This is a genomic window from Pseudoduganella lurida (assembly GCF_007830455.1).
In the GTDB taxonomy this organism is placed as follows: domain Bacteria; phylum Pseudomonadota; class Gammaproteobacteria; order Burkholderiales; family Burkholderiaceae_D; genus Rugamonas; species Rugamonas lurida.
The window spans coordinates 87236-109290 of record NZ_VLLB01000002.1 but is presented as its reverse complement, the minus strand read 5'-3'; the positions used below and the strand labels follow the sequence as shown (position 1 = coordinate 109290).

Sequence of the window (22055 nt, the reverse complement as noted above, 5' to 3'; positions counted from 1 at the left end):
CCGGTGCTGTCACGCGATGGCGCGCTTGCGGATTTCGGCCTGGACGCCGTCCGCATCGAGGGGGCGGGCGATCAGGTAGCCCTGCAGCTCGTCGCAGCGCAGGCGCGCCAGGATGTCGACCTGCTCGGGGCGCTCGACGCCCTCGGCGACCACCTTCATGCCCAGCGCATGCGCCATCGTGATGATGGCGGCGAACAGGATCTCGCCCTGGCGGTCGGCGCCCAGCAGGCGGGTAAACGATTTATCCACTTTCAGGATGTCGAAGTCCAGCTGCTGCAGCATCCACAGCGACGAATAGCCGGTGCCGAAGTCGTCCACCAGCAGCCGGATGCCCAGCGCGTGCATCGCGTTCAGGTGGGCGGACGTGCGCTGCGGATCATGCAGCATCGCCGATTCCGTCAGCTCGATTTCCACGAAGTGGGCCGGGATGGCATGCCGGTCCAGCGCCTGCAGGAACAGCGCATGCATGTCGCGTTCGTTGAACTGGCGGCTCGACACGTTGATCGAGACGGGTACCGGCGCCAGGCCGGCGCGCGTCCAGGCGGCGATCTGGGCGCACACGCTGTCCACCACCAGTTCGCCGAGCGCCACGATCTGGCCGGTCTCCTCGGCCAGCGGAATGAATTCGTCCGGCCGCACCAGCCCCGCGGTGGGGTGGTTCCAGCGCACCAGCGCTTCCAGGCTCACCACCTGCCGCGTGATGGTGCTCACGCGCACCTGGTAGTGCAGCACGAACTGGTTCTCGCTGATCGCCGCCTGCAGCTCCTTTTCCAGCTGCTGGCGGGCCTGCAGCGCACCGTAGAACGCCGGGTCGAAGAAGCGGTAGCCGTTCTTGCCGCCCGTCTTGACGTCGTACATGGCGATATCGGCGTGGCGCAGCAGCGTGTCCGTATCGTGCGCGTCGCCCGGACAGATGCTGATGCCCACCGACGCGCCAATCGATGCGGTGCCTGCCGCAATGCCCACCCCCTTGCCGAACGCGGTCACCACGCGGGCGGCCACCTGGCCCGCCTCGGCCCGGTCGTGCAGGTGTTCCAGCATGACGATGAATTCGTCGCCGCCCAGGCGCGCCACGCGGTCGCCCGGCCGCACGGCCACCTTCAGGCGGCGCGCCACAATCTGCAGCAGCTCGTCGCCGGCTGCATGGCCGAAGCTGTCGTTGACGGCCTTGAAGCCGTCCAGGTCCACGAACAGCACGGCCAGCAGCCCGTCATGGCCGTTGGCGCGTGCGACGGCCTCCGGCAGGCAGCGGCTGACCCAGGCGCGGTTCGGCAGCCCCGTGAGCGGGTCCTCGTAATTCGTTCTCTCCAGGCGTGACAGGTGGGCCCGTTCCATCGTCACGTCGCGCAGGGTCACCGACAGCACGTCGCCGGAGCGGCGCGCCTTGAGCTCCACATGGCGCAGGTCCGCACCGAGGCCGATCTCGATATCCCCCGTCGCGCTGCCGTGCGCCATGGCGCGGGCCAGCAATGCCATGGCGGGAGCAACGGGCACGTCGTTCCCCAGGCCCGTCAGGCGCTTGCCGATCAGTTCCTCGCGCGTGCGGTGGGACAGGGCGGCTCCCTGCTCGTTGCAATCCACGGTGATGTAGTCGACGATGCGGCCGGCGCCATCGAACAGGGGCTGCGTGATGAAGAAGCCTTCCGTACTGGCCTCGGTGGCCTTGCGGTAGGCCTCGTGGGCGGCGGTCAGGCGCCGGTGCTGCATCGCCACGCGGGTTCCCAGCAGGTAGGGGCGCAGCGCCGCCAGCGGCGCCGGCCGTGGCAGGGAACACCGGAGACGGTTCATCACTTGCATCACTGTCGCGCCCTTGCACAAGACAAGCCAGCATACTCCAGGCAGCGCCGTACAGCGCCCGCTTGCCGCGTCCCCGCGCTGGCACGACGGGCTTACCGCCAGTGCGACGGCAATGTAATTAACGGTTAATGTATTTTTGTTATTGGCAATATTCAAACGTGCGCTCTACGATGGCGCCTTTCGTGTTGAAAGGATGCACTTCGTGGCTGGACCTATTTCATCAAACCGCAGCGCCACGGCCGCCCCGGCCGCCGGACCCGCCAACTACACCTCGGCGCTGTCGCTGCTTGCCAGCCTGTTCTTCGTCTGGGGCTTCATCACCGTCATCAACAACACGCTGCTGCCGCACCTGCGCAGCGTGTTCGAACTCAACTACACGCAAACGACGCTGATCGAATCCGTGTGGTTCATCGCCTACTTCATCGCATCGATCCCGTCGGCGCGCCTGATCGAACGGATCGGCTACAAGAAATCGATGGTGGTCGGCCTGTGCATCATGGCCGTCGGCGCGCTGGGCATGATCCTGGCCGCGCAGCTGCCTTCCTATTATGTGACGCTGGTCGCGCTGTTCACGATCGCCTGCGGCATCACGCTGCTGCAGGTCGCCGCCAATCCCTACGTGGCGGTGGTGGGCCCGCAGCAGACGTCGTCGGCGCGCCTGAACCTGGTGCAGGCCTTCAATTCGCTGGGCACCATGTTCGCGCCGCTGTTCGGCGGCTACCTGATCCTGGGCCGCTCCACCGGTGGCACGGCCGGCACCGACCAGGTGCTGACGCAGGCCGAACGCCTGGCCGACGCCCAGGCCGTGCAGCTGCCTTACCTGATCGTGGCCGTGGTGCTGGTGCTGCTGGCCGTGGTCATTACCCGCTATCCGCTGCCGGCTCTTACCCGGTCCCGTGTCGCGAAAGCGGACCGCGGCGCCCACTCGCTGTGGCGCCACCGTAACCTGGTGTTCGGCATTCCGGCGATGTTCATCTACCTGATCGCCGAGATCGGCGTGGCGAACCTGTTCATCAACTTCGTCTCGCAGCCGCACATCGGCAATCTCACGCACGAGGGCGCATCGCATTACCTGTTCCTGCTATGGGGCGGCATGATGGTGGGCCGTTTCGTGGGCAGCATCCTGATGCGCTCGATCTCGGCCGAGAAGGTGCTGGGCGGCTGCGCGATCGGTGCCTGCATCGTGATGCTGGTCGCCACCTTCACCACCGGTCCCACGGCCATGTGGGCACTGGTGACCGTGGGCCTGTTCCACTCGGTGATGTTCCCCACCATCTTCACGCTGGGCATCCGTGGCCTGGGTCCCCTGACGGAAGAAGGCGCCGGCCTGCTGGTGATGGCGATTGCCGGCGGCGCGCTGGTCGTGGTGCAGGGCTGGCTGGCCGACATGTACGGCCTGCAGATGTCGTTCCTGCTGACGGCGGCGTGCGAACTGTACGTGCTGTTCTATGCGGTGTGGGGCGCCAAGCCCACCAACGCGTTCCCGGACGAGCCGGCGCAGGGCTGAGGCCCGCGCCACCGGGTTGGGGGTCCTCCGGACGAGGTGCCACTTCGGTAGCACTTCGCCCGGCACATCTCAGAAGCGGTACTGCGCGCTGGCGCCGAGGGTGCGCGTGCTGCCCGGCGCCACCCACAGGCGGCTGTACGAGCTGGCGTAATAGCGGCGGTCGAACAGGTTGTCGACATGGACGGCCAGGCGCCAGCGCGGCTGCGGCAGCCACGTCGCCAGCAGCCGCGCCGTCGTGTAGCCCGGCAGGCGGAAATCGCTGGAGGCCGCCACGTCGCCGAACCGTTCGCCCACATACGTCAGGCCGCCACCGACCGATCCGCGGGCATCGCCTGCCACCAGCAGCAGGCTGGCGCCGTGCCGGGGCACGTTCGGGAAGCGGCTGCCGGTGCGGATGGTGTTGTCGCCCCGGGTCACGCGCGCATCGGTGAACGCATACGCGGCGGAGAGGCGCACGCCGCGCCGCAGTTCCCCCGATACGTCCAGCTCCACGCCCTTGCTGGCCACCGAGCCGGCCGGCAGCGCGTAATCCGTGTTGAGCGGATTCGATGTCAGCACATTGTCCTTCTCGATGCGGTACACGGCCAGCGTGGCCGCCAGGCCCTTCGGCATGTCCACCTTCGCACCGGCTTCCACCGAACGGCTCGTCTCGGCCGGGAAGGCGGCGTTGTCGATGCCGATGCCGCTGTTCGGCCGGAAGCCGCGCGCCACGCTGGCATACAGCGACCACGCATCGTCCGGCTGCCAGACGATGCCGGCACGCGGGCTGGTGGCGCCCAGTTCCTGTTCGTTGACGCTGGCCGTGCGGTGGTTGATCACGGTCTGGCGGTAGCGGTCGTGGCGCACGCCCACCAGCGCTTTCCAGCCCGGCGCCAGGGTCAGCTGGTCCTGCGCATACACGGCGTGGGCGCGCTGGTGTTCCAGCGTGTCGACGGACAGCGCAAGCGGCGCCGCGCTGCCGCCGTACACCGGCTCGTAAAGATCGATGGCGTACGGCGCGGCGGCGGACGGGTTGCGGCGCAGCTGGATGCGGCTGTCGTCGAAGCGATACGCGTCGACGCCGAACAACAGCGCATGCGTGATGCCCCACGTGCTCACGCTGCCCAGCAGTTCGGCGCGGGCCGAGCGGTCCGTGGCGGACCAGTCCCGATACCGGCGCTGCCGGCGCAGCGTGCGGTTATCGGCCAGCAGGTCGTTGGCCTCGGTCGAATAGCCTTCCAGCGAGCTGTCCCGGTAGGAAGCGCCGCCCTGCAGCGACCAGCCATTGCCCAGCGCATGCTGCACGAAGAGCTGGTGCCCCAGGGACTTCCCGGTGATGCTGCCGTCGCCCGGCTCGCCGAGAAAACGGGAGACCGGCACTTCCGGTGCGCCGTTGGCCAGTACCGGAATGCCGCGGTCGAACGGGGAGCGCTGGCGCGCCGCCTCGATTTCGTAGGATACCGTGGTGTCCGGCCCGGCATGCCACAGCAGCGAGGGCGCCACCAGGTCGCGCGTGGTGTGCACCGTGTCGCGGAAGCTGTCGCCGCCCTGGTGCGCGACGTTCAGGCGGTAGGCGACGTCGGCCGACAGGGGACCGGTAAGATCGGCCGCCGCGCGGTGCGTGGCGTGGCTGCCGACGCCGGCATCGATCGTGTAGTGCGGCGTGAACAGGGGTTTCTTCGTCAGGATATTGACGGTGCCGCCCGGCTCGCCGCGGCCGTACAGCGCGGCGGCGGGGCCCTTCAGGATCTCGATCGACTGGGTGCCGGCCACCTCGCGCAGGCCGTTGTAGCCGCGGCTGGCGGCAAAGCCGTTCACCATGTAGTCGGAGCCGAAGTTCGGGTCGCCCGTGAAGCCGCGCATCGCGTAGCTGTCCCACAGGCCACCCAGGTCGCTCTGGCGCGTGATGCCGCTGGCCAGTTCCAGCGCGCCGGCCAGCGTGGTGACGCCCGCATCGTCGAGCAGGCCGGCCGTCAGCGTGCGCACGCTTTGCGGCAGGTCCTTCGGCAAGGCATCCGTCTTGGTGGCGCCGGCCACGGCCAGCGTGCGGTAGGCGGCGCGCTGGCCGTCGATGACCACGGTGTCGGCTTGTTGTTCAGATTGTTGTTCAGATTGTTGTTCGGCTTTTTGTTCGGCCTGCTGCGCGAGGGCGGTGCAGGGCAGGGCAAGGCAGGGCAGGGAAGACAGCGCGACCAGGCGCAAGGCGGCCAGTGCCAGCGGGTGCCGGGGAAAATCGGTGTTTGTTTGCATGGTGTCCGCATCGCCACCGGTTCGTTGGCGCGTGCGCGCGGCCGCGTGCTGCCGGCTTGCGCGGGCGGACGCTGGCCGCGGTCCGCGCGGACCGGGCGATGATCAATAATGTCGATGAATGTCCACCGAGGTCGATGGAGGTTCGACCTGGTGGTCGATGGATGGCCGGCGCACGCAGGCGCGGCCGGTATCACTGGCGATGCAGGAAAGAAGGCGGGGCGTGCGGGGGCGGCAGAAGCCAGCGCGCGGCTTGCGCGGCAGGCGCAACCCGGTCGACGGTGAGGACCGGATGCAGCAGCATCCAGCCGGCCGGTGCCGGGTGTACCGCCATGGCCGGCGGTGCCGCATGCGGCTGGGCGTGCAGCGCGCACGACACGCAGTGCAGCGATTTGGCCGCCACCTCGTGATCGTGATGCGTGGCGCCCAGCATCTGGAACAGGAACAGCAGCGCGACGATCCACAGCACGGCGCGGCCGCGCGTGGCGGCGGGTCGGCAGTGGCGTGGTGGCGCAGCGTTCATGTGGCGGAGGCGGGCAGTCGATGGAGGTCAGCGGCGATTGTACTGTACGAGTCGCGTGCGGGTATAGCCGGAAAGGTGCCGGCAGCGGGAGCGGGCACGGATGCGCTGCGGTGCTAAGCTGCTGGCCTCACATTGCAGAGGATTTCCAACATGGCGAATGAAGATGGTGGCATGACACGGCGGATGGACGATCACGTCGCGCCGGTCGATCTGGCGAAGGCCTACCGCCTGCTCAATCATGGTCCCACGGTGCTGGTCTCGGCGCGCCATGACGGTGTCGATGACGTGATGGCGGCGGCATGGGCCTGCGCGCTCGATTTCAGTCCGCCGAAAGTGACGGTGGTGCTGGACAAGGCCACGCGCACGCGCGCGCTGGTGGAGGCGAGCGGCCTCTTCGTGCTGCAGGTGCCGACGGCGCGGCAGGCGGATCTCGTCTACGCCGTAGGTTCGCGCAGCCTGGCCGATGACCCGGACAAGCTGGCGCGCTGCGGTGTCGAGCTGTTCGTGGCCGATTGCGTTGAAGCGGATGATGGAATTGAAGCGGCCGATGGAAATGATGCAGGCAAGGGAATCGGTGCGGTCGATGCCCCGCTGGTGGCGGGCTGCTCGGCGTGGCTGGCGTGCCGCCTGGTGCCCGAGCCGCACAACCAGCAGGCCTATGACCTGTTCATCGGCGAGGTCGTTGCGGCGTGGGCCGATACGCGCGTGTTCCGCGACGGTCACTGGTATTTCGACGCAGCCGGACCGGGGTGGCGCAGCCTGCACTACATCGCCGGCGGACAGTTCTATGCGATCGGGGAGTCGGTGCTGGCAAAGGACGCTGGCGGGACGCGCGCTGATTAGTCCGCGGGACAGGTTTGGTTCCGCGCGGCCGGTATGGTCGGTTCGGCGCCGGAGCGCCGGGCGATACTGAAGCGCCGCGGCCGCGCCGTGGGCCGCAGATTGATACCGACGAGAAAGTACCGACCGGCCGGCGCAGCTATAATCAGGGCTTTCCACTGCCGGGCCCTCTCATGCGTGTACGCCGCGGCATCACCCTCAGCCTGCGCCACCTGCTGATCCTGCTGACTGCGATCGGCTTCCTGCCGCTCGCGCTGCTCGGCACGTGGAGCCTGAAGGAGGCGGCCGACGTGCGCCTGCGCGAGCAGGAACGCTCGATGATCGAGCTGGCGCGCGCGCTGTCGAGCGTCGTCGATGCGGAACTCGACGGCGCCGCGGCGGCGCTCGGGGGACTGGCCAAGACGCCGAAGCTGGCGGCGGGCGACCTGCGCGGCTTCCATGAGCTCGCGAAGCAGCAGGCGGCCGGGCAGCCGGAGTGGCTGGGCGTGATCCTGACCGATGAACGGGGCCAGATGGTGTTCCGCACGATGGCGCCGTTCGGCGCGCCGCCCGCGCCGGTTGCCGATCCGGACAGCCTGCGCATGGCGATGGCGGGCCGCATCCCGGTGGCCGGACGGGTGGCGCGCGGCAAGGGCGGCCGGGCCGCCTTCACCGTGCGGATTCCCGTCGACGGTCCGCAGGGCAAGCCCTATGTGCTGTCGGCCGTGATCGCGCCGGGTCGCATCCAGAACGTGATCGGCCGGCAGCGCGCGCCGCTGGACTGGATCCTCGTCGTGATCGACGGCAGCGGGCGGCGCGTGGCGCGGTCGAAGGACCATGAACGCTACGTGGGCAGCGCCGTCAGCGTGCCGCTGCAGCGGCTGATGCGCAGCGGACCGGAAGGCACCGGCGCGTCGCAGACGATCGAGAAGATCGACGTGCATTCCGCCTTCACCACATCGCGCTGGGGCTGGTCCGTGGTGGTCAGCGCGCCGACGTCGTCGCTGCGCTATCCAGTGCTGCAGGGCGCCGTCGTGTATGGCGCCGGGCTGGCAATCTCGCTGCTCGTCTGCATTGCCGGTGCCATCCTGCTGGCGCGGCGCATCGTGCGGCGCATCGACTCCCTGGTGGCCGGCGCCGCCGCGCTGGGGGCCGGCACGCGCGTCGATGTCGAACCGTCGCGCATCCGCGAGATCGCGCAGATGGGGCAGGCGCTGGCCGCCGCCGCGGACCAGCTGGACCACCACGAACGCGAACGTTCCGGCCTGTTCGCATCGCTCGAAAGGGCCCTGGCGTCGCGCGAAGCGGCACTGGCCGAGGCACGCAGCGCCGCACTGGCGAAGGACGAGTTCATGGCCGTGCTCGGCCACGAACTGCGCAATCCGCTCAGCCCCATCGTCGCGTCGCTGGACCTGATGGACCTGCGCGGCGAGACGGGCGCGCAGCGCGAGCGCGCCGTGATGCGCCGCCAGGTCACGCACCTGAAGCGGCTGGTCGACGACCTGCTCGATGTCTCGCGCATCGCATCGGGCAAGCTGACGCTGGACCTGCATCCCGTCGACCTGGCCGAGATCGTGCGCCAGTGCGTGAGCGCGGCGGCCGGCATTCGCGTGGTGCTGCATGCGCCGGCAGCGCTGTGGGTGAATGGCGACGACAGCCGGCTGTCGCAGGTGCTGGGCAATCTGCTCACCAACGCGGCGCGCTTCGGCGGCGCCGAAGTCACCGTCACGCTCGCCGAACAGGAAGGCAAGGCGCGCCTGACCGTGGCCGACCGCGGCGTGGGGATGGCGCCGGAACTGCTGGCCCATGTGTTCGAGCCGTTCTACCAGGCCCCCCAGCAGCTGGCGCGGCGCACCGGCGGGCTCGGACTGGGCCTGGCGATCGTGCGCAAGATCGTCGAGCTGCATGGCGGCCATGTCACGGCGCACAGCCCCGGCAAGGACCAGGGCAGCACGTTCGAGGTAGTGCTCCCCGCCGTGCTGCCAGCGGTGCTCCCGGCTGCGCAGGCGGCCGGCGCAACACAGCCTGCCCCTGCACCGGCCGCCACGGCGCACCCCGGCCTGCGCGTGCTGCTGGTGGACGACAACGAGGATGCGGCCCGCGCCAGCGCGCTGATGCTGCGCCACATCGGGCTGGACGTGCGGGTGGCCCACACGGCACGCGACGCGCTGGCTGTCTTCGACGAGCACGAGGTGGATGCCGCACTGCTCGACATCGGCCTGCCGGACATGGACGGCTACGCACTGGCGGCCGCGCTACGGGGGGCGGCGGAGGGCCGCGCGCTGCGGCTGGTGGCGCTCACCGGCTACGGCCAGAAGGGGGACGTGGTGCGCGCCACGGCGGCCGGTTTCGACCTGCATCTCACCAAGCCGGCCTCGCTGGAAGAGCTGCGGCGCGCGCTGGCGGCCTGACGCGAAGCGAGCGCCGGCTGGCATGCGGCAACCGGCGGGCGCTGTCGTTCGATGAAACGAATACAACGCGTGCGACTGCAACGTTGTCATTTCGTGTAAACTAACCGGTTTCTTGGAGACGGGTGGTGGTCATGGTCGATCGCGGCACGACGAGGTCGCGCGCCGACGCTGCAATGGCGGCGCGCGTGGAAGATGCGTTGAAGATCGTCGAGGCGGATGGCATCCACCCCGCCCTCGAGTACATGGAAGAAGCCGGCGTGCCGCGCGATATCGCGCTGCGCGTGCTGTGCGCCCCGAATTTCCACCGCCATGGCGACGAGCGCCGCCGCGGCCCCCGCTGAGCGGTGCATCGCATCAAGACGATTCGTACCGCACCGCACAGCACCTTATCGTCATCGTCATCGTCATCGTCATCGTCATCGTCATCGTCATCGTCCTCAGCATGCCGGAATCCCCGGTGACTTTCAAAGACGATTTTGGAGCAACGATAATCGAAATGGTTCGTTTCGCAAGCTTGCAGGTCCGTCTATAGTCGGCGGTCCTTCACAGTGGCCGGGCATCCCGGCAGATCCACGAAATGAATCCGGTACCACGACGCGCCGCGCCATCGGGCGCACCATTCGCCGCAGCTGAACTCACGCCTCCCTGCCGTCACGCCATCCCCGGCACCGATCTTCCTCGCCAGCGTGCGCTGCTGGCGTCCGCTGCCGCGCTGGTCATGCTGGCCGCCATGCCCTGTGCCGCCAAGGCGGGAACCGTGCCGGGACCCGCCGACGAGCCGGCCGACGCGGCCCCTGCCGCGGTCGTCACCGTCAGCGGCAGCCGGCAGGAGCGCAGCACCGTCGAGGACGACCCGCGGCGCACCCCCACGTCGGCCTACCGCGTCACCGGCGAACAGTTCGAGCAGCAGAACGTCACGTCGCTGGAAGACCTGCAGCAGCTGGTGCCCGGCCTGAACGTGCAGAGCACCGACCCGGCGGACATGCAGATCACCTTGCGCGGCATCGGCGATGGCGGCGGCCAGACGAGCGGGGAGCAGAACATCGGCATGCCGGGCAGCGTGGCCGTGTATCTCGACGGCGTCTACCTGGCGCGGCCCGGCATGCTGTCCAGCCTGGGCGACCTGGCCTGGGCCGATGTGCTGAGTGGCGCCCAGGGCACCATGTTCGGCGCCAATTCGACCGGCGGTGTACTCGACCTGCACACGAAGGAGCCCACCTTCGTGCCGGAGGCGTCGATATCCGCGTCGGTCGGCCAGCATGACTACGAACGTGTGCGCGCCGTCGTGTCTGGCCCCCTGTCGGAGCATTGGGCGGGGCGCCTGAACCTCATCAGCAGCAGCAACGGCGGTGCCGTGACCAATGTCCGCAACGGCCACCAGCTCAATGGCGCGCGCTCGAACGGCGCGCGTGGCCAGCTGCTGTTCCGCGACGGCGACCGCTTCCGGCTGCGCCTGTCCGCCGACTACAACAATGCCAACAGCGAGCCGACGCCGGTGCTGGTCGCCACGCATGCGGTGAACGGCACCGATGCCTATCTGGTGCGGTCTGCGCGCGTCGGCAACAACGTGCTGTACGGGTCCACCGTGGACCTGGACGACGAGACCAGCACCCATATCGTGCAGGGCGGCGTGGCGGCACGCGCCGAGTGGCTGCTGGGCAGCGGCTGGCGGCTGCGCTCCATCACCTCGTACCGCTACTTCCATTCGGCGCCCTCGCTGGCGGACTACCAGTCGGTGCAGCTCTATGCGAACAGCGGCTTCCAGCAGCACGACCGCAGCTGGTCGCAGGACCTGCGTGTGGATGCGCCCACCGGCGGTCCGGTCGACTACGCGTTCGGCCTTACGTACCTGGGACAGAAGCTGGAGATCGAAGCGCATACCCGCTATGCCGATACCACGCTGCCCGACATCTGGCTGGGCACCGCCACCGGCGTCTCGCGCAAGCTCGACGTGATCCGCCAGGGCCTGCTGCGCGACCGTTCGCTGTCGCCATTCGCCCAGGGCACCTGGCACGCGCGCGAGGACATCGACATCACGGCCGGCGTGCGCTTCAACCATGAGGAGCGGGGCGGCAGCTTCGTCCGCTACAACCGTTCGCCGTTCAATTCGGGCTACCTGCAGATCACGAACAACCTGCCTTCCGCCACCGTGGCCGCGACCTGGCGTGCCGCACCCGGACTGAGCACCTATGCGGCCGCGTCCTATGGAGAGAAGGCCGGTGGCCTGAATATTTCGTCCGGCGCCGCCGCACAGGCCGGGCTGGACTCGCTGATCATCCGGCCGGAAAAGGCCCGCAGCGGCGAGCTGGGCGTGAAGGCCGACCTCGCGGACAACCGGCTGAACCTGAAGGCGGACATCTTCCTGTCGCAGGTGCGCGACTTCCAGACGCAGGGCTATGACCCGGTCGACCAGCAGGTGTACCTGTTGAACGCGGGCGCCTACATCTCGCGCGGCGCGGAGGCCTCCGTGCACTGGACGCCGACGCGGGCATGGCAGATCGATGCCTCGGCCGTGTTCAACGACACGTACTACACGGACTACAGGACCGCACGCTGCCCGCCGGAGGTGCTGCTGGCGCCTAACGCGCCGAAGTCCTGCGACCTGTCCGGCGAGGGCGTGTTCAACGCGCCGCGCGTGACGGCTAACGCCAGCGTGCGCTATGAGTGGAACGCCGCGGGCCTGAAGAACTTCGTCGCCGGCCGTTACGCCTGGCGCAGCTGGATGTACGGCACGGTGGACAACTCGCAGTTCTCGCGCGTGCCCGGCTACGGCCTGGCCGCCTTCTCGGCCGGCACCTCGGGCAGGACGGACAAGGGCGAATGGACCGCCTCCCTGTGGCTGAACAATGCCTTCGACAAGACCTACTACAAGCGGCTGGTGAACAACGAGTACGGTTCCGTGACGGGCTACCTGGGGGAGCAGCGTACACTGGGCGTCACGCTGGGCTACCGCTACTGAATAGCAAAACCTGGAAAAACCTAGAAAAACCGATGGATCGACGAGACCTGCTGAAATTATCCGCGCTGCTGGCCGGCGCACCTGCCCTGGCGCCGCTGCAGGCACTGGCGGCCAAGCCTTCCTCGCGGAGCGCGACAAAATCCGGCACCGGTACTGCGCCGCTGGACACCGCGCTGCACTGGCTCGATGGCGCCGCGCCGGCCAGCTTTGCCGGCACAACGTTCGGCGTACCGTGGCCGCTGGGCCGGGCGCCGCAGGGCAGTGGTTTCGTGCTGCGGCCGGCCGATGGCACGGGCGTCGCCCCGTCGCAATCGTGGCCGTTGGCATACTGGCCGGACGGCTCGATCAAGTGGAGTGCGCATGCGGTGGGGCCACAGGCGGGGCCGGATTCCACTGCGGTGGCTGCCGCTTACCAGGTATTCCCGATCGGGCAGGAGGCACTGGCCGGCAGCGTGAATTCTGTCACCCATCTGGTCACCCGCGCGGACGGCGAGATCGTCGTCGACACGGGCCGCCTGCGGGCCCGCGTGCCGCTGTCCGGCAACACGCTGTTCGCCAGCCTGGCGCTCGAAGGCCGCACGTCCTTGCAGGACGGCGAACTGGTGCTGCTGACGGCGGGCGTGACGGATGACGAAGCGGCCAGCGAAGGGCGGCTGCGCTGGCGCGGGGCGGTCGAGAAGGTGGAAGTCGAGCAGGATGGCCCGGTGCGCGCCGTACTGAAACTGACCGGTGCGCATCGTGCGCCCGATGGCGCGAAGCTGCTGCCGTTCACGCTGCGGCTGGAGTTCTACCGCGGCAGCGATGCGGTGCGCGTGCTGCACACCTTCCTGTATGACGCCGATCCGCTGAAGGTGACTGTGCGCGGCCTGGGCGTGCGCTTCGGCGTGGCGCTCGACGGTGCGCCGCATGACCGGCACGTGCGTTTCGTCTCCGAAGCCGGCGGCGTGTTTGCCGAGAGCGTGCGCAGCATCACGGGCCTGCGCCGCGATCCGGGCGAGGCGATCGCCGCGGCGCAGGTGGCGGGCCGGCCGCTGCCGCCCGTCGAAGGGTGGCCAAAGAACGTGCGCGACGGCCTGCCGTACATCCCCGCATTCGGCGACTACCGCCTGCTCCAATCGAACGCGGACGGGTTCACGATCACCAAGCGCACCTCGTCCGGCCACGGCTGGATCCCGTCGAACGGCGGCACGCGCGCCGGCGGCACCGGCTATGTCGGCGGCACCACCGGCGGTGTCGCGTTCGGCGTGCGCCACTTCTGGCAGAGCCACCCGGGGCAGCTCGATATCGCCGGCGCCGCGGGCGACCAGGCCAGCGTCACGCTGTGGCTGTGGGCCCCTTCGGCACCGGCGATGGACCTGCGCTTCTACCATGACGGCATGGGCCAGGACACGTTCGAGAAACAGCGCGCCGCCCTCGACATCACGTACGAGGACTTCCAGCCGGACTACGGCACGCCGTATGGCGTGGGCCGCACCAGCGAGCTGGCGCTGCAGTTGCTGCCGGCGACGCCGACACCGGCGGAGCTGGTGGCGATCGCGCGCCGCATCGAGCAGCCGCCGCGCCTGCTGCCATCGCCCGAACGCCTCCACGCGGCGGGCGTGTTCAGCGACTACTGGGCGCCGGCCGGGCAGGGCGGCGCGCGTGCCAGGCCCTATGAAAAGCGCCTCGGCGAACTGTTCGATTACTACCGGGGGCAGGTCGAGCAGCGCCGCTGGTACGGTTTCTGGGACTACGGCGACGTGATGCACACCTACGATCCGCGGCGCCACCAGTGGCGCTACGACGTGGGCGGCTTCGCCTGGGACAATTCGGAACTGTCCACCGATATCTGGCTGTGGCATTACTTCCTGCACTCGGGGCGCGCCGATGCGTTCCGCCTTGCCGAGGCGATGACGCGCCATACGGGCGAGGTCGATGTCTACCACATCGGTCCATTCAGCCCGCTCGGCACGCGCCACGGCGTGCAGCACTGGGCCGACAGCGCCAAGCAGGCGCGCATCTCCACGGCCATCAACCGCCGCTTCATGTACTACCTGACGGCGGACGAGCGCATCGGCGACCTGCTCACCGAGCAGCTCGATGCCGTGACGCGGCTGCAGGACATCGTCCCCGGCCGCAAGATCGGCGCGAAGGGGGCAGACGCGCCGGGCACCGCCCTGGTCGGCTTCGGCACGGACTGGGGCGCGGTGGCCGGCGCATGGTTCACCGCCTGGGAGCGCACGGGCGACAAGGTATGGCGCGACCGGCTGCTGGCCAGCATGGCGTCGATCGCCGCGCAGCCGCATGGCTTCTTCACCGGCAGCGCGGTGATGGACCTGAACACGGGGCGCTTCGCGATCGATACGAAGAAGGAGGCCAATGCATCGCACCTCTCCGCCGTGTTCGGGCTCACGGAGATCTGTTCGGAGCTGCTGCGCACCTTGCCGGAACTGGCATTCCGCGCCGCCTGGCTGCAGTACTGCCGGCTGTACAACGCCGATGGCGCCACGCAGAAGGCGGAGCTGGGCAGGGACCTGGGCAAGCTGAACCTGTCGCAGGGGCACGCGCGGCTGCTGGGCTACCTGGCGGCGCAGACGCGCGATCCGCAATTGATGGCGCAGGCCTGGCGGCAGTTCGAAGAAGGCAAGGCGGGATTGAAGGACGCCGATTTCGTGGTGCATCGCGTGCGCGCGCCGGCGGTGCTGAACGAGCTCGATGAAGCGCCCCGCATCTCCACCAACGCGGCGGCGCAGTGGGGACTGGGTGCCCTGGGCCTGCTGGCGCTGGAAGCCCGGGCCGCAGCGCCGGGACCGGTGCTGTTCCGCGACGATTTCCGCACCTTCGACGGGAAGCGCTGGCGCGTCGAGGCGGAGGCGGGCAATGCGGCCGGTGCCGCCACCGTCAGGGATGGCGCGCTGGTGCTCGATGCGCCGGCCGGCCTGACAGTCTGGTTCACCGAGCCTCTGTCGGGTCACTACGAGATCGCGTTCACGCGCACGGTGCCGCTTACGGGAACAACGGGCGAGCGGCTGTCCGACCTGAACGTGTTCTGGCAGGCCAGGCCCGCCGGCGCCGTGTCCGGCAAGCTGGCCGACTACGACGGGATCCCCATGTTCTATGCCGGCATCGGCGGCAATGCCAATACCACCAGCCGGTTCCGCCACTACGACGGCTCCGGCAAGCGCATCCTGCTGCAGGAGTACCTGGATGCGCCATGGCTCCTGAAGGCCAACCAGCCTTACCACGTGCGCATCGTCGTCGATGGCGGCGGCACGCGCCTCTATGTCGACAACGTGCCGTACTTCGCTTCGCCGGAGCGGCTCGGGCCGGGGCTGTTCGGGCTGCGCACCACCCTGTCGCGGCAGCTGGTCTCGGACTTCACCGTCCATCGCTTGCCGTGACGGTGCCAGGCTGATGGCAGCCGGCAGGTACTTCCCGGCTTCCCGGTGACGTTTGTCGCAAATGTTCGATTCCGGTTACTATTGTCGGTTCCACACGAAGAGCCGGGGCTTCCGGACTGGCGTGTAGACCCTTGAACTGCGCTTGGACGCACCGAATTCGAACACTGGAAGGAGTACCGCATGACCCACCCGAGCAACGACGACGATCAGCGCCGCGAACAGCAGCTGCGCACCGATGCGCTGGATTACCACCGCTTCCCGACCCGCGGCAAGATCGAAGTCGTGCCGACGAAACCGCTGTCGAACCAGCGCGACCTGTCGCTGGCGTATTCGCCCGGCGTGGCGTACGCGTGCGAGGAAATCGCCGCGAATCCCGCCACGGCCGCCGAATACACCTCGCGGGCCAACCTGGTGGCCGTGATCACCAACGGCACCGCGGTGCTCGGTCTCGGCAATATCGGCCCGCTGGCCTCGAAGCCCGTCATGGAAGGCAAGGGCTGCCTGTTCAAGGCGTTTGCCGGCGTCGACGTGTTCGACATCGAACTGGCCGAGAACGATCCCGATAAACTGGTGGACGCCATCGCCATGCTGGAACCGACCGTCGGCGGCATCAACCTGGAAGACATCAAGGCGCCGGAATGCTTCTACATCGAGCAGAAGCTGCGCGAGCGCATGAACATCCCCGTCTTCCACGACGACCAGCACGGCACGGCCATCATCTCCAGCGCCGCGCTGATCAACGCGCTGAAGGTCGCCAATAAACAGATCGGCGACATCCGCCTGGTGGCTTCCGGCGCCGGTGCCGCCGCGATCGCCTGCCTGGACATGATGGTGAACCTGGGCGTGCGCCGCGAGAACATCTTCGTTACCGACTCGCGCGGCGTGATCTGGCAGGGCCGCGAAGCGAACATGGAAGCGAACAAGGCGCGCTACGCGCAGGCGACCGACGCACGCACGCTGGCCGACATCGTCAACGGTGCCGACGTGTTCCTGGGCTGCTCGACGGCCGGCGTGCTGACCGGCGACATGGTCAAGACCATGGCCGAACGTCCGATCATCCTGGCGCTGGCCAATCCGGAACCGGAGATCCGTCCCGAAGTGGCGCTGGCCGCGCGGCCGGACTGCATCATCGCCACCGGCCGCTCGGACTATCCGAACCAGGTCAACAACGTGCTGTGCTTCCCGTACATCTTCCGCGGCGCGCTCGATTGCGGCGCCACCCGCATCACGGAAGCGATGAAGGAAGCCTGCGTGCTGGCGATCGCGGAACTGGCCGAAGCGGAAGTGCACGAGAACGTGGCCGCCGCCTATGCCGGGCAGACGCTCACGTTCGGTCCCGACTACATCATCCCGAAACCGTTCGACCAGCGCCTGATCGCCGCGATCGCGCCGGCCGTGGCCCGCGCCGCCGCCGAATCGGGCGTGGCCACCCAGCCCATCGCCGACCTGGATGCCTATCGTGCCCAGCTCGAACAGCAGGTCTACCACACGGGCCTCGTGATGAAGCCGCTGTTCACGGCCGCCAAGGGCGCGAAGAAGCGCGTCGCGTATGCCGAGGGCGACGAGCCGCGCGTGCTGCGCGCCGTGCAGACGATCGTGGACGAAGGCCTGGCCCATCCGGTCCTGGTGGGCACGCCGGAACTGGTGGGTGGTGCCATCGCGGCGGCCGGCCTGCGCCTGCGCGCCGGTACCGACTACACGCTGGTCGATCCCGGCACCGCGGACGCTACGGCCTTCACGCTGGAACTGCTGAACAAGGGCGACGTGGATGCCGTGCTGTGCGGCCTGCGCGGCAATGTCGACACGCACCTGCAGCAGGTGCGCGACGTGATCGGCCTCGCGCCGGGTGCGCAGGTGCTGGCCACGATGAATGCGCTGGTGCTGGAAAAGCACACGCTGTTCGTGGCCGACACGCACGTCAACGACGATCCGACTGCTGCCGAACTGGCGGCGATTGCCCGCCTGGCCGCCGAACAGGTCCGTCATTTCGGCCTGGAGCCGAAGGTGGCCATGCTGTCCCATTCGACCGCTGGCGCTTCCGAGCGGCCGTCGGCACGCAAGATGCGCGAAGCGGCCGCGCTGCTGGCGCAGGCCGAGCCGGAACTGTCCGTGACCGGCGAAGTGCAGGGCGACGTGGCGCTGGCCGGCGCCGGCGTGATCCCCGGCTTCACGGGTGACGCCAACGTGCTGGTGATGCCGTCGCTGGACGCGGCGAACATCGCCTTCAACCTGCTGAAGGTCACCAGCGGCAAGGGTGTCACGGTCGGTCCCGTGCTGCTGGGCGCCGCGCGGCCCGTGCACGTGCTCGGACCTGGCGCCACCGTGCGCCGTCTGGTCAACATGACGGCCGTTGCGGTCGCGGCGGCAGCGCGCTGATCGCCTTTCTGCGCTGACGTTGCGCCGACCTGGCGTCCGACCCGCCGTGGCTGTCCTGGCCCGGCGGGTCTTCTTTTATGGAGCGGCGGCGCGGCCCACGCGTGCAGCGCTCCGGCCCGCTCCGTGCTACCGTTGCCCTTTCCGTTCGACCTTTGTCCCGGACCTGTCACAGGGAGTTCCGAGTGCGTGCATCTCTGCTGTTGGTACTGGCGTTGGCCAGTCCCGTCGCGATCGAGGCAGCCGAAGGCGAGGCCACCTATCGCAATCCTCTGCCCCTGACCCTGGCCAGCGGCGAACTGGCAGAGAACTGCGCCGATCCCGCCGTGCTGCGCGATCCGCAGGCCGCAGCACCCACCTGGTACCTGTACTGCACCAGCGATCCCGTCAGCCGCAAGGAGCGGCAAGGCGATGGCTGGCGCTTCCGGCTGATGCCGATCTACCGCTCGAATGACCTGGTGCACTGGACCTTCGTGGCCGACGCATTCGCCGAACGCCCCGCGCCGGCCGCGCCCACTTCCTGGCTGTGGGCGCCCGAGCCGCACTATCACGACGGGCGCTACTACCTCTATTACACGATCACCGATGTCGCGGATGCCGCCAGCCCGCGACCTGGCTGCACCAACGACTCCGCCATCGGCGTCGCCAGCAGCGCCTCGCCGGCCGGGCCCTGGCAGGCCAGCGGCAGAACGGTCGTGGCGCCACGGGCCAGCGGCGCCGGGTGCCAGTTCGACTGGACCTTCGACCCGGACGTGGTCACCACTGGCGACGGCGTCCGCTACCTGTACTACGGCAGCTACGGCGGCGGCATCTTCGTGCAGCGGCTGGCGGCCGATGGCCTGGCGGTCGAAGGCGAGCCGCGGCGCGTCGGCAGTGCCGGCCGCTACGAAGGCGCGGAGGTGGTCCGGCATGACGGGCTGTGGTACCTGTTCGTGTCGGCGACCGACTGCTGCGCCGGGCCGCTCACCGGCTACTCGCTCAACGTAGGGCGCGCCGCCACGCCGGAAGGCCCGTTCCTGGACCGCCTCGGCAACGACATGGCCGCCGTGCGCGCCGGCGGCACGCCGGTGCTGCCGCAGAACGGCAACCGCTGGACGGGACCGGGCCACAACACCGTGCTGCAGGACGTGGCGGGACAGTGGTGGACGCTGTACCACGCGGTCGACCTGGGCGACCCGTACTTCAGCCCCGGCCTGACGCGCCGCCCGGTGCTGATGGACCGCGTGGACTGGATCGATGGCTGGCCGGTCGTGGCGGGCGGCGGCGGGCCGTCCGACGAAGCGCTGCCGGCGCCGGCCACCACGGGCGCGGCGAGCCGGCCCCCGGTGCAGCTGCCGGGCAGCGGTGTCGGCCTCGCCTTGCGATGGCGCGAGGGCTTCGGCGGCCCGACCCTGGGGCGCGACTGGTGGTGGCGCCGCAGTCCCGGCACATGGCGGGCAAGGAACGGCACGCTGGCCTGGAGCACGCAGCCGGGCGACCTGCATGCCGGCACGAACACGGCGCCGCTGCTGCTGCGCCGCCTGCCGCCCGGCGACCTGCGCATCGAAACGAAACTGCAGCTCGATGCACCGGACGACTGCTGCGCCACGCACGTCCAGGCCGGCATCGTGGCGATGCGGGACGACGACAACTACGTGAAGCTGGCCGTGCTGGCGGACGCCGGCCTGCACCAGGTGGAGTTCGCAAAGGAACAGCTGCCGGTGGCCGCCGGCTATCCACGGTACGGCAACACGGTCGCCGGCACGCCAGCGGCGAGCGGCGCATGGACCTGGCTGCGGCTCGACGTGGTCCGCAGCGGGACGACGGAACGCTGGCGCGCCTGGTCCAGCGAGGATGGGCGCCACTGGACCGGCGGCGGCACCTGGACGCACGCGCTGGGCGCGCAGCCGCACCTCGCCCTGTTCGCGATGGGCGGTAGGGGCCGCGCCGTGGCGTTCGGGCCGGTGACCGTCAGCGCGCTGCAAAGTGCAACCAACCGCAACTAAGTGCAACCAAGCGCAACTAGCGTAACGAAGCGCAACGGTCTCACTGCCGGGCCATTTAAACCTTATCATTGGGAGATCAAATGACCGCAAGGAGAGACGACACCGTGGACCACCCCCGACCGCAGCTGCGGCGCCCCCAGTGGCTGAACCTGGACGGCGCCTGGCAGGCCTACCTCGACGACGCCGCCGAATACCAGGAACCGTACAACGTGCCGTTCGACCGCATCATCACGGTGCCGTACCCGCCCGAGGCCATCGCCAGCGGCGTGCACGACACGGGATTCCGGCGGCGCGTCTGGTACCGCCGCGTGGTGGGGCTGGACGACAACCTGCTGCCGTCGTCGGACGAACGGCTGATGCTGCACTTCGGCGCCGTCAACCACCGCGCCCGCGTGTGGATCAACGGCCGCTTCGCCATGCAGCACAAGGGCGGCCACAGCCCGTTTTCCATCGACGTCACGCGCCATCTCACGGGCCACAGCGTGGAGATCGTGGTGCAGGCAGAGGATGATCCCCACGACATGCACAAGGTGCGCGGCAAGATGGACTGGGAGCTGGAGCCCCATTCGATCTGGTACCCGCGCACCACCGGCATCTGGCGCACCGTGTGGATGGAGAAGGTGGCGCGGGCCCACGTGTCGCACGTGCGCTGGACGGCCGACGTGTTCACGTGGCAGATCCGCCTGGATGCCGACGTGGCGCACCTGCCGAAGAACAGCACGCTCAACATCGTCATGCGCCTCGGCGACAAGGTGCTCGTCTCGGACCGCTGCATGCTGCTCGATGCGCGCCTGTCGCGCCTGTTCCAGCTGCCCGACCCCGGCATCGACGACGCCCGCGCCCACTGGATGTGGAGCCCGGAAAGCCCGCAGCTGATCGACGTGGAGATCACGCTGCATGCCGAGGACGGCCTGGTGCTGGACCATGTAATCAGCTACACGGCGCTGCGCACGGTCTCGGTGGACGGCGACCGGTTCCTGCTCAACAGCCGCCCGTACTACCTGCGCATGGTGCTGGACCAGGGCTACTGGCCGGACAGCCTGATGGTCGGTTCGGCCGACCAGCTGCGCGAGGATGTCATGCTGATCAAGGAGCTGGGCTTCAACGGCGTGCGCAAGCACCAGAAGTCCGAAGATCCGCGCTGGCTGTACTGGTGCGATGTGCTGGGCCTGTGCGTGTGGGCGGAGATGCCTTCGGCCTACGGCTTCTCCAGCGAGACGGTGCACGGCGTGATGGAAGAGTGGCGCGAGCTGGTGGACCGCGACATCTCGCACCCGTGCATCGTGGCCTGGGTGCCCACCAACGAATCGTGGGGCGTGCCGGAACTGATGCACGACCGACGCCAGGTGGACTTCGTGCGCGCCATGTACCACATGACCCGCGCGCTCGATGGCACCCGTCCGGTGGTCGGCAACGACGGCTGGGAGATGCCGTGCGGGGACTTCGTCAACGTGCATGACTACCATGCCGATCCGGAGGAGCTGTATGCCCGCTACGGCACCCGCGAGGGCCTGCAGTACACGTTCGAACACGTGCGGCCGGCGCGGCGCCGCCTCGTGATCGACGGGTTCGATGGACAGGGCAAGCCGCTGTTCCTGTCCGAATTCGGCGGGATCGCCTGCATGGACGAGGGCGACCCGAAAGGCTGGGGGTATTCGGTGGCCCGCGACGGCGCGGAGCTGCTGGAACGCTACCAGCGCCTGATGGCGGCGATCCACCGCTGCCGGCCGCTGTCCGGCTTCTGCTACACGCAATTGACGGACACGTTCAACGAGAAGAACGGCCTGCTCACCGAGCACCGCGTGCCGAAGGCGCCGATCGCCGCGCTGGCCGAGGCCACGCGCGGGCCGGATGCCCGGCTGCACGACTGGTACACGGATCCGCTGGGCCACAGCGAGATGTGGCGCGGCAAACGTGCGCCGGAGCTCACGCCACCCACTGCACAATCGTCCCATGCGGGCGCCGGGCCGGAAGACCAGCCGGGCATGGCGTCCCCCGAGCCGGGGCATCGCGAACCGACCGAAGCCACGTAGCAAACGACCGGCAGCCCACTGCCGGCACAGACGACTGGAGGA

12 protein-coding genes are annotated in these 22055 nt (G+C 69.0%); 9 read left to right on the top strand and 3 right to left on the bottom strand.

Annotated elements, in window-relative coordinates:
- Window positions 1–9: 9 nt before the first annotated feature.
- Window positions 10–1788 carry a putative bifunctional diguanylate cyclase/phosphodiesterase gene (locus IP91_RS07245; RefSeq protein ID WP_158643105.1) on the bottom strand — a complete coding sequence of 593 codons (1779 nt, stop codon included), beginning with the start codon at window positions 1786–1788 and terminating at the stop codon, window positions 10–12.
- 211 nt (window positions 1789–1999) lie between these two features.
- Between IP91_RS07245 and IP91_RS07240 the strand changes: the two genes are divergently transcribed.
- On the top strand, window positions 2000–3304 hold the full coding sequence (locus tag IP91_RS07240; RefSeq protein ID WP_229474057.1) for a sugar MFS transporter: 1305 nt from the start codon (window positions 2000–2002) through the stop codon (window positions 3302–3304).
- A gap of 69 nt (window positions 3305–3373) precedes the next feature.
- On the opposite strand, the gene IP91_RS07235 is transcribed toward IP91_RS07240, so the two are convergent.
- On the bottom strand, window positions 3374–5533 hold the full coding sequence (locus tag IP91_RS07235) for a TonB-dependent siderophore receptor (protein ID WP_145648142.1): 2160 nt from the start codon (window positions 5531–5533) through the stop codon (window positions 3374–3376).
- Between the two features lie 190 nt (window positions 5534–5723).
- Entirely contained in the window at window positions 5724–6053 is a 330-nt protein-coding gene (locus tag IP91_RS07230; RefSeq protein WP_145648140.1) for a hypothetical protein, read from the bottom strand.
- 183 nt (window positions 6054–6236) lie between these two features.
- Here IP91_RS07230 and IP91_RS07225 point away from each other — a divergent pair, with 183 nt between their 5' ends.
- From IP91_RS07225 to IP91_RS07190, 8 genes are all read left to right on the top strand, one after another.
- A complete protein-coding gene (locus IP91_RS07225) occupies window positions 6237–6896 on the top strand; it encodes a flavin reductase family protein (RefSeq protein WP_145648685.1) in 660 nt (219 codons plus the stop codon).
- Between the two features lie 170 nt (window positions 6897–7066).
- Window positions 7067–9283 (top strand): ATP-binding protein, encoded by a 2217-nt coding sequence (locus IP91_RS07220; protein ID WP_145648138.1) that lies wholly within the window; start codon window positions 7067–7069, stop codon window positions 9281–9283.
- Between the two features lie 125 nt (window positions 9284–9408).
- A complete protein-coding gene (locus tag IP91_RS07215) occupies window positions 9409–9624 on the top strand; it encodes a hypothetical protein (RefSeq protein ID WP_145648137.1) in 216 nt (71 codons plus the stop codon).
- A gap of 236 nt (window positions 9625–9860) precedes the next feature.
- Window positions 9861–12242 carry a TonB-dependent receptor gene (locus IP91_RS07210; RefSeq protein WP_145648135.1) on the top strand — a complete coding sequence of 794 codons (2382 nt, stop codon included), beginning with the start codon at window positions 9861–9863 and terminating at the stop codon, window positions 12240–12242.
- A 32-nt stretch (window positions 12243–12274) separates the two neighbouring features.
- On the top strand, window positions 12275–15622 hold the full coding sequence (locus IP91_RS07205) for an exo-rhamnogalacturonan lyase family protein (protein ID WP_199754528.1): 3348 nt from the start codon (window positions 12275–12277) through the stop codon (window positions 15620–15622).
- A gap of 180 nt (window positions 15623–15802) precedes the next feature.
- Window positions 15803–17998, top strand: coding sequence for an NADP-dependent malic enzyme (locus tag IP91_RS07200; protein ID WP_145648133.1), 2196 nt, complete (start codon window positions 15803–15805; stop codon window positions 17996–17998).
- 182 nt (window positions 17999–18180) lie between these two features.
- The gene (locus IP91_RS07195) at window positions 18181–19980 is read left to right on the top strand and encodes a family 43 glycosylhydrolase (protein WP_158643104.1); all 1800 of its coding nucleotides are present in this window, start codon (window positions 18181–18183) and stop codon (window positions 19978–19980) included.
- Window positions 19981–20060: 80 nt separating this feature from the next.
- The gene (locus IP91_RS07190; RefSeq protein WP_145648129.1) at window positions 20061–22013 is read left to right on the top strand and encodes a glycoside hydrolase family 2 protein; all 1953 of its coding nucleotides are present in this window, start codon (window positions 20061–20063) and stop codon (window positions 22011–22013) included.
- The last annotated feature ends 42 nt before the right edge of the window (window positions 22014–22055 follow it).

Coding starts and splice junctions, on each gene's coding strand:
- IP91_RS07245 (WP_158643105.1), bottom strand. CDS start 1,788: ATGAACCGTCTCCGGTGTTCCCTGCCACGGCCGGCGCCGCTGGCGGCG.
- IP91_RS07235 (WP_145648142.1), bottom strand. CDS start 5,533: ATGCAAACAAACACCGATTTTCCCCGGCACCCGCTGGCACTGGCCGCC.
- IP91_RS07230 (WP_145648140.1), bottom strand. CDS start 6,053: ATGAACGCTGCGCCACCACGCCACTGCCGACCCGCCGCCACGCGCGGC.
- IP91_RS07225 (WP_145648685.1), top strand. CDS start 6,237: ATGGACGATCACGTCGCGCCGGTCGATCTGGCGAAGGCCTACCGCCTG.
- IP91_RS07220 (WP_145648138.1), top strand. CDS start 7,067: ATGCGTGTACGCCGCGGCATCACCCTCAGCCTGCGCCACCTGCTGATC.
- IP91_RS07210 (WP_145648135.1), top strand. CDS start 9,861: ATGAATCCGGTACCACGACGCGCCGCGCCATCGGGCGCACCATTCGCC.
- IP91_RS07205 (WP_199754528.1), top strand. CDS start 12,275: ATGGATCGACGAGACCTGCTGAAATTATCCGCGCTGCTGGCCGGCGCA.
- IP91_RS07200 (WP_145648133.1), top strand. CDS start 15,803: ATGACCCACCCGAGCAACGACGACGATCAGCGCCGCGAACAGCAGCTG.
- IP91_RS07190 (WP_145648129.1), top strand. CDS start 20,061: ATGACCGCAAGGAGAGACGACACCGTGGACCACCCCCGACCGCAGCTG.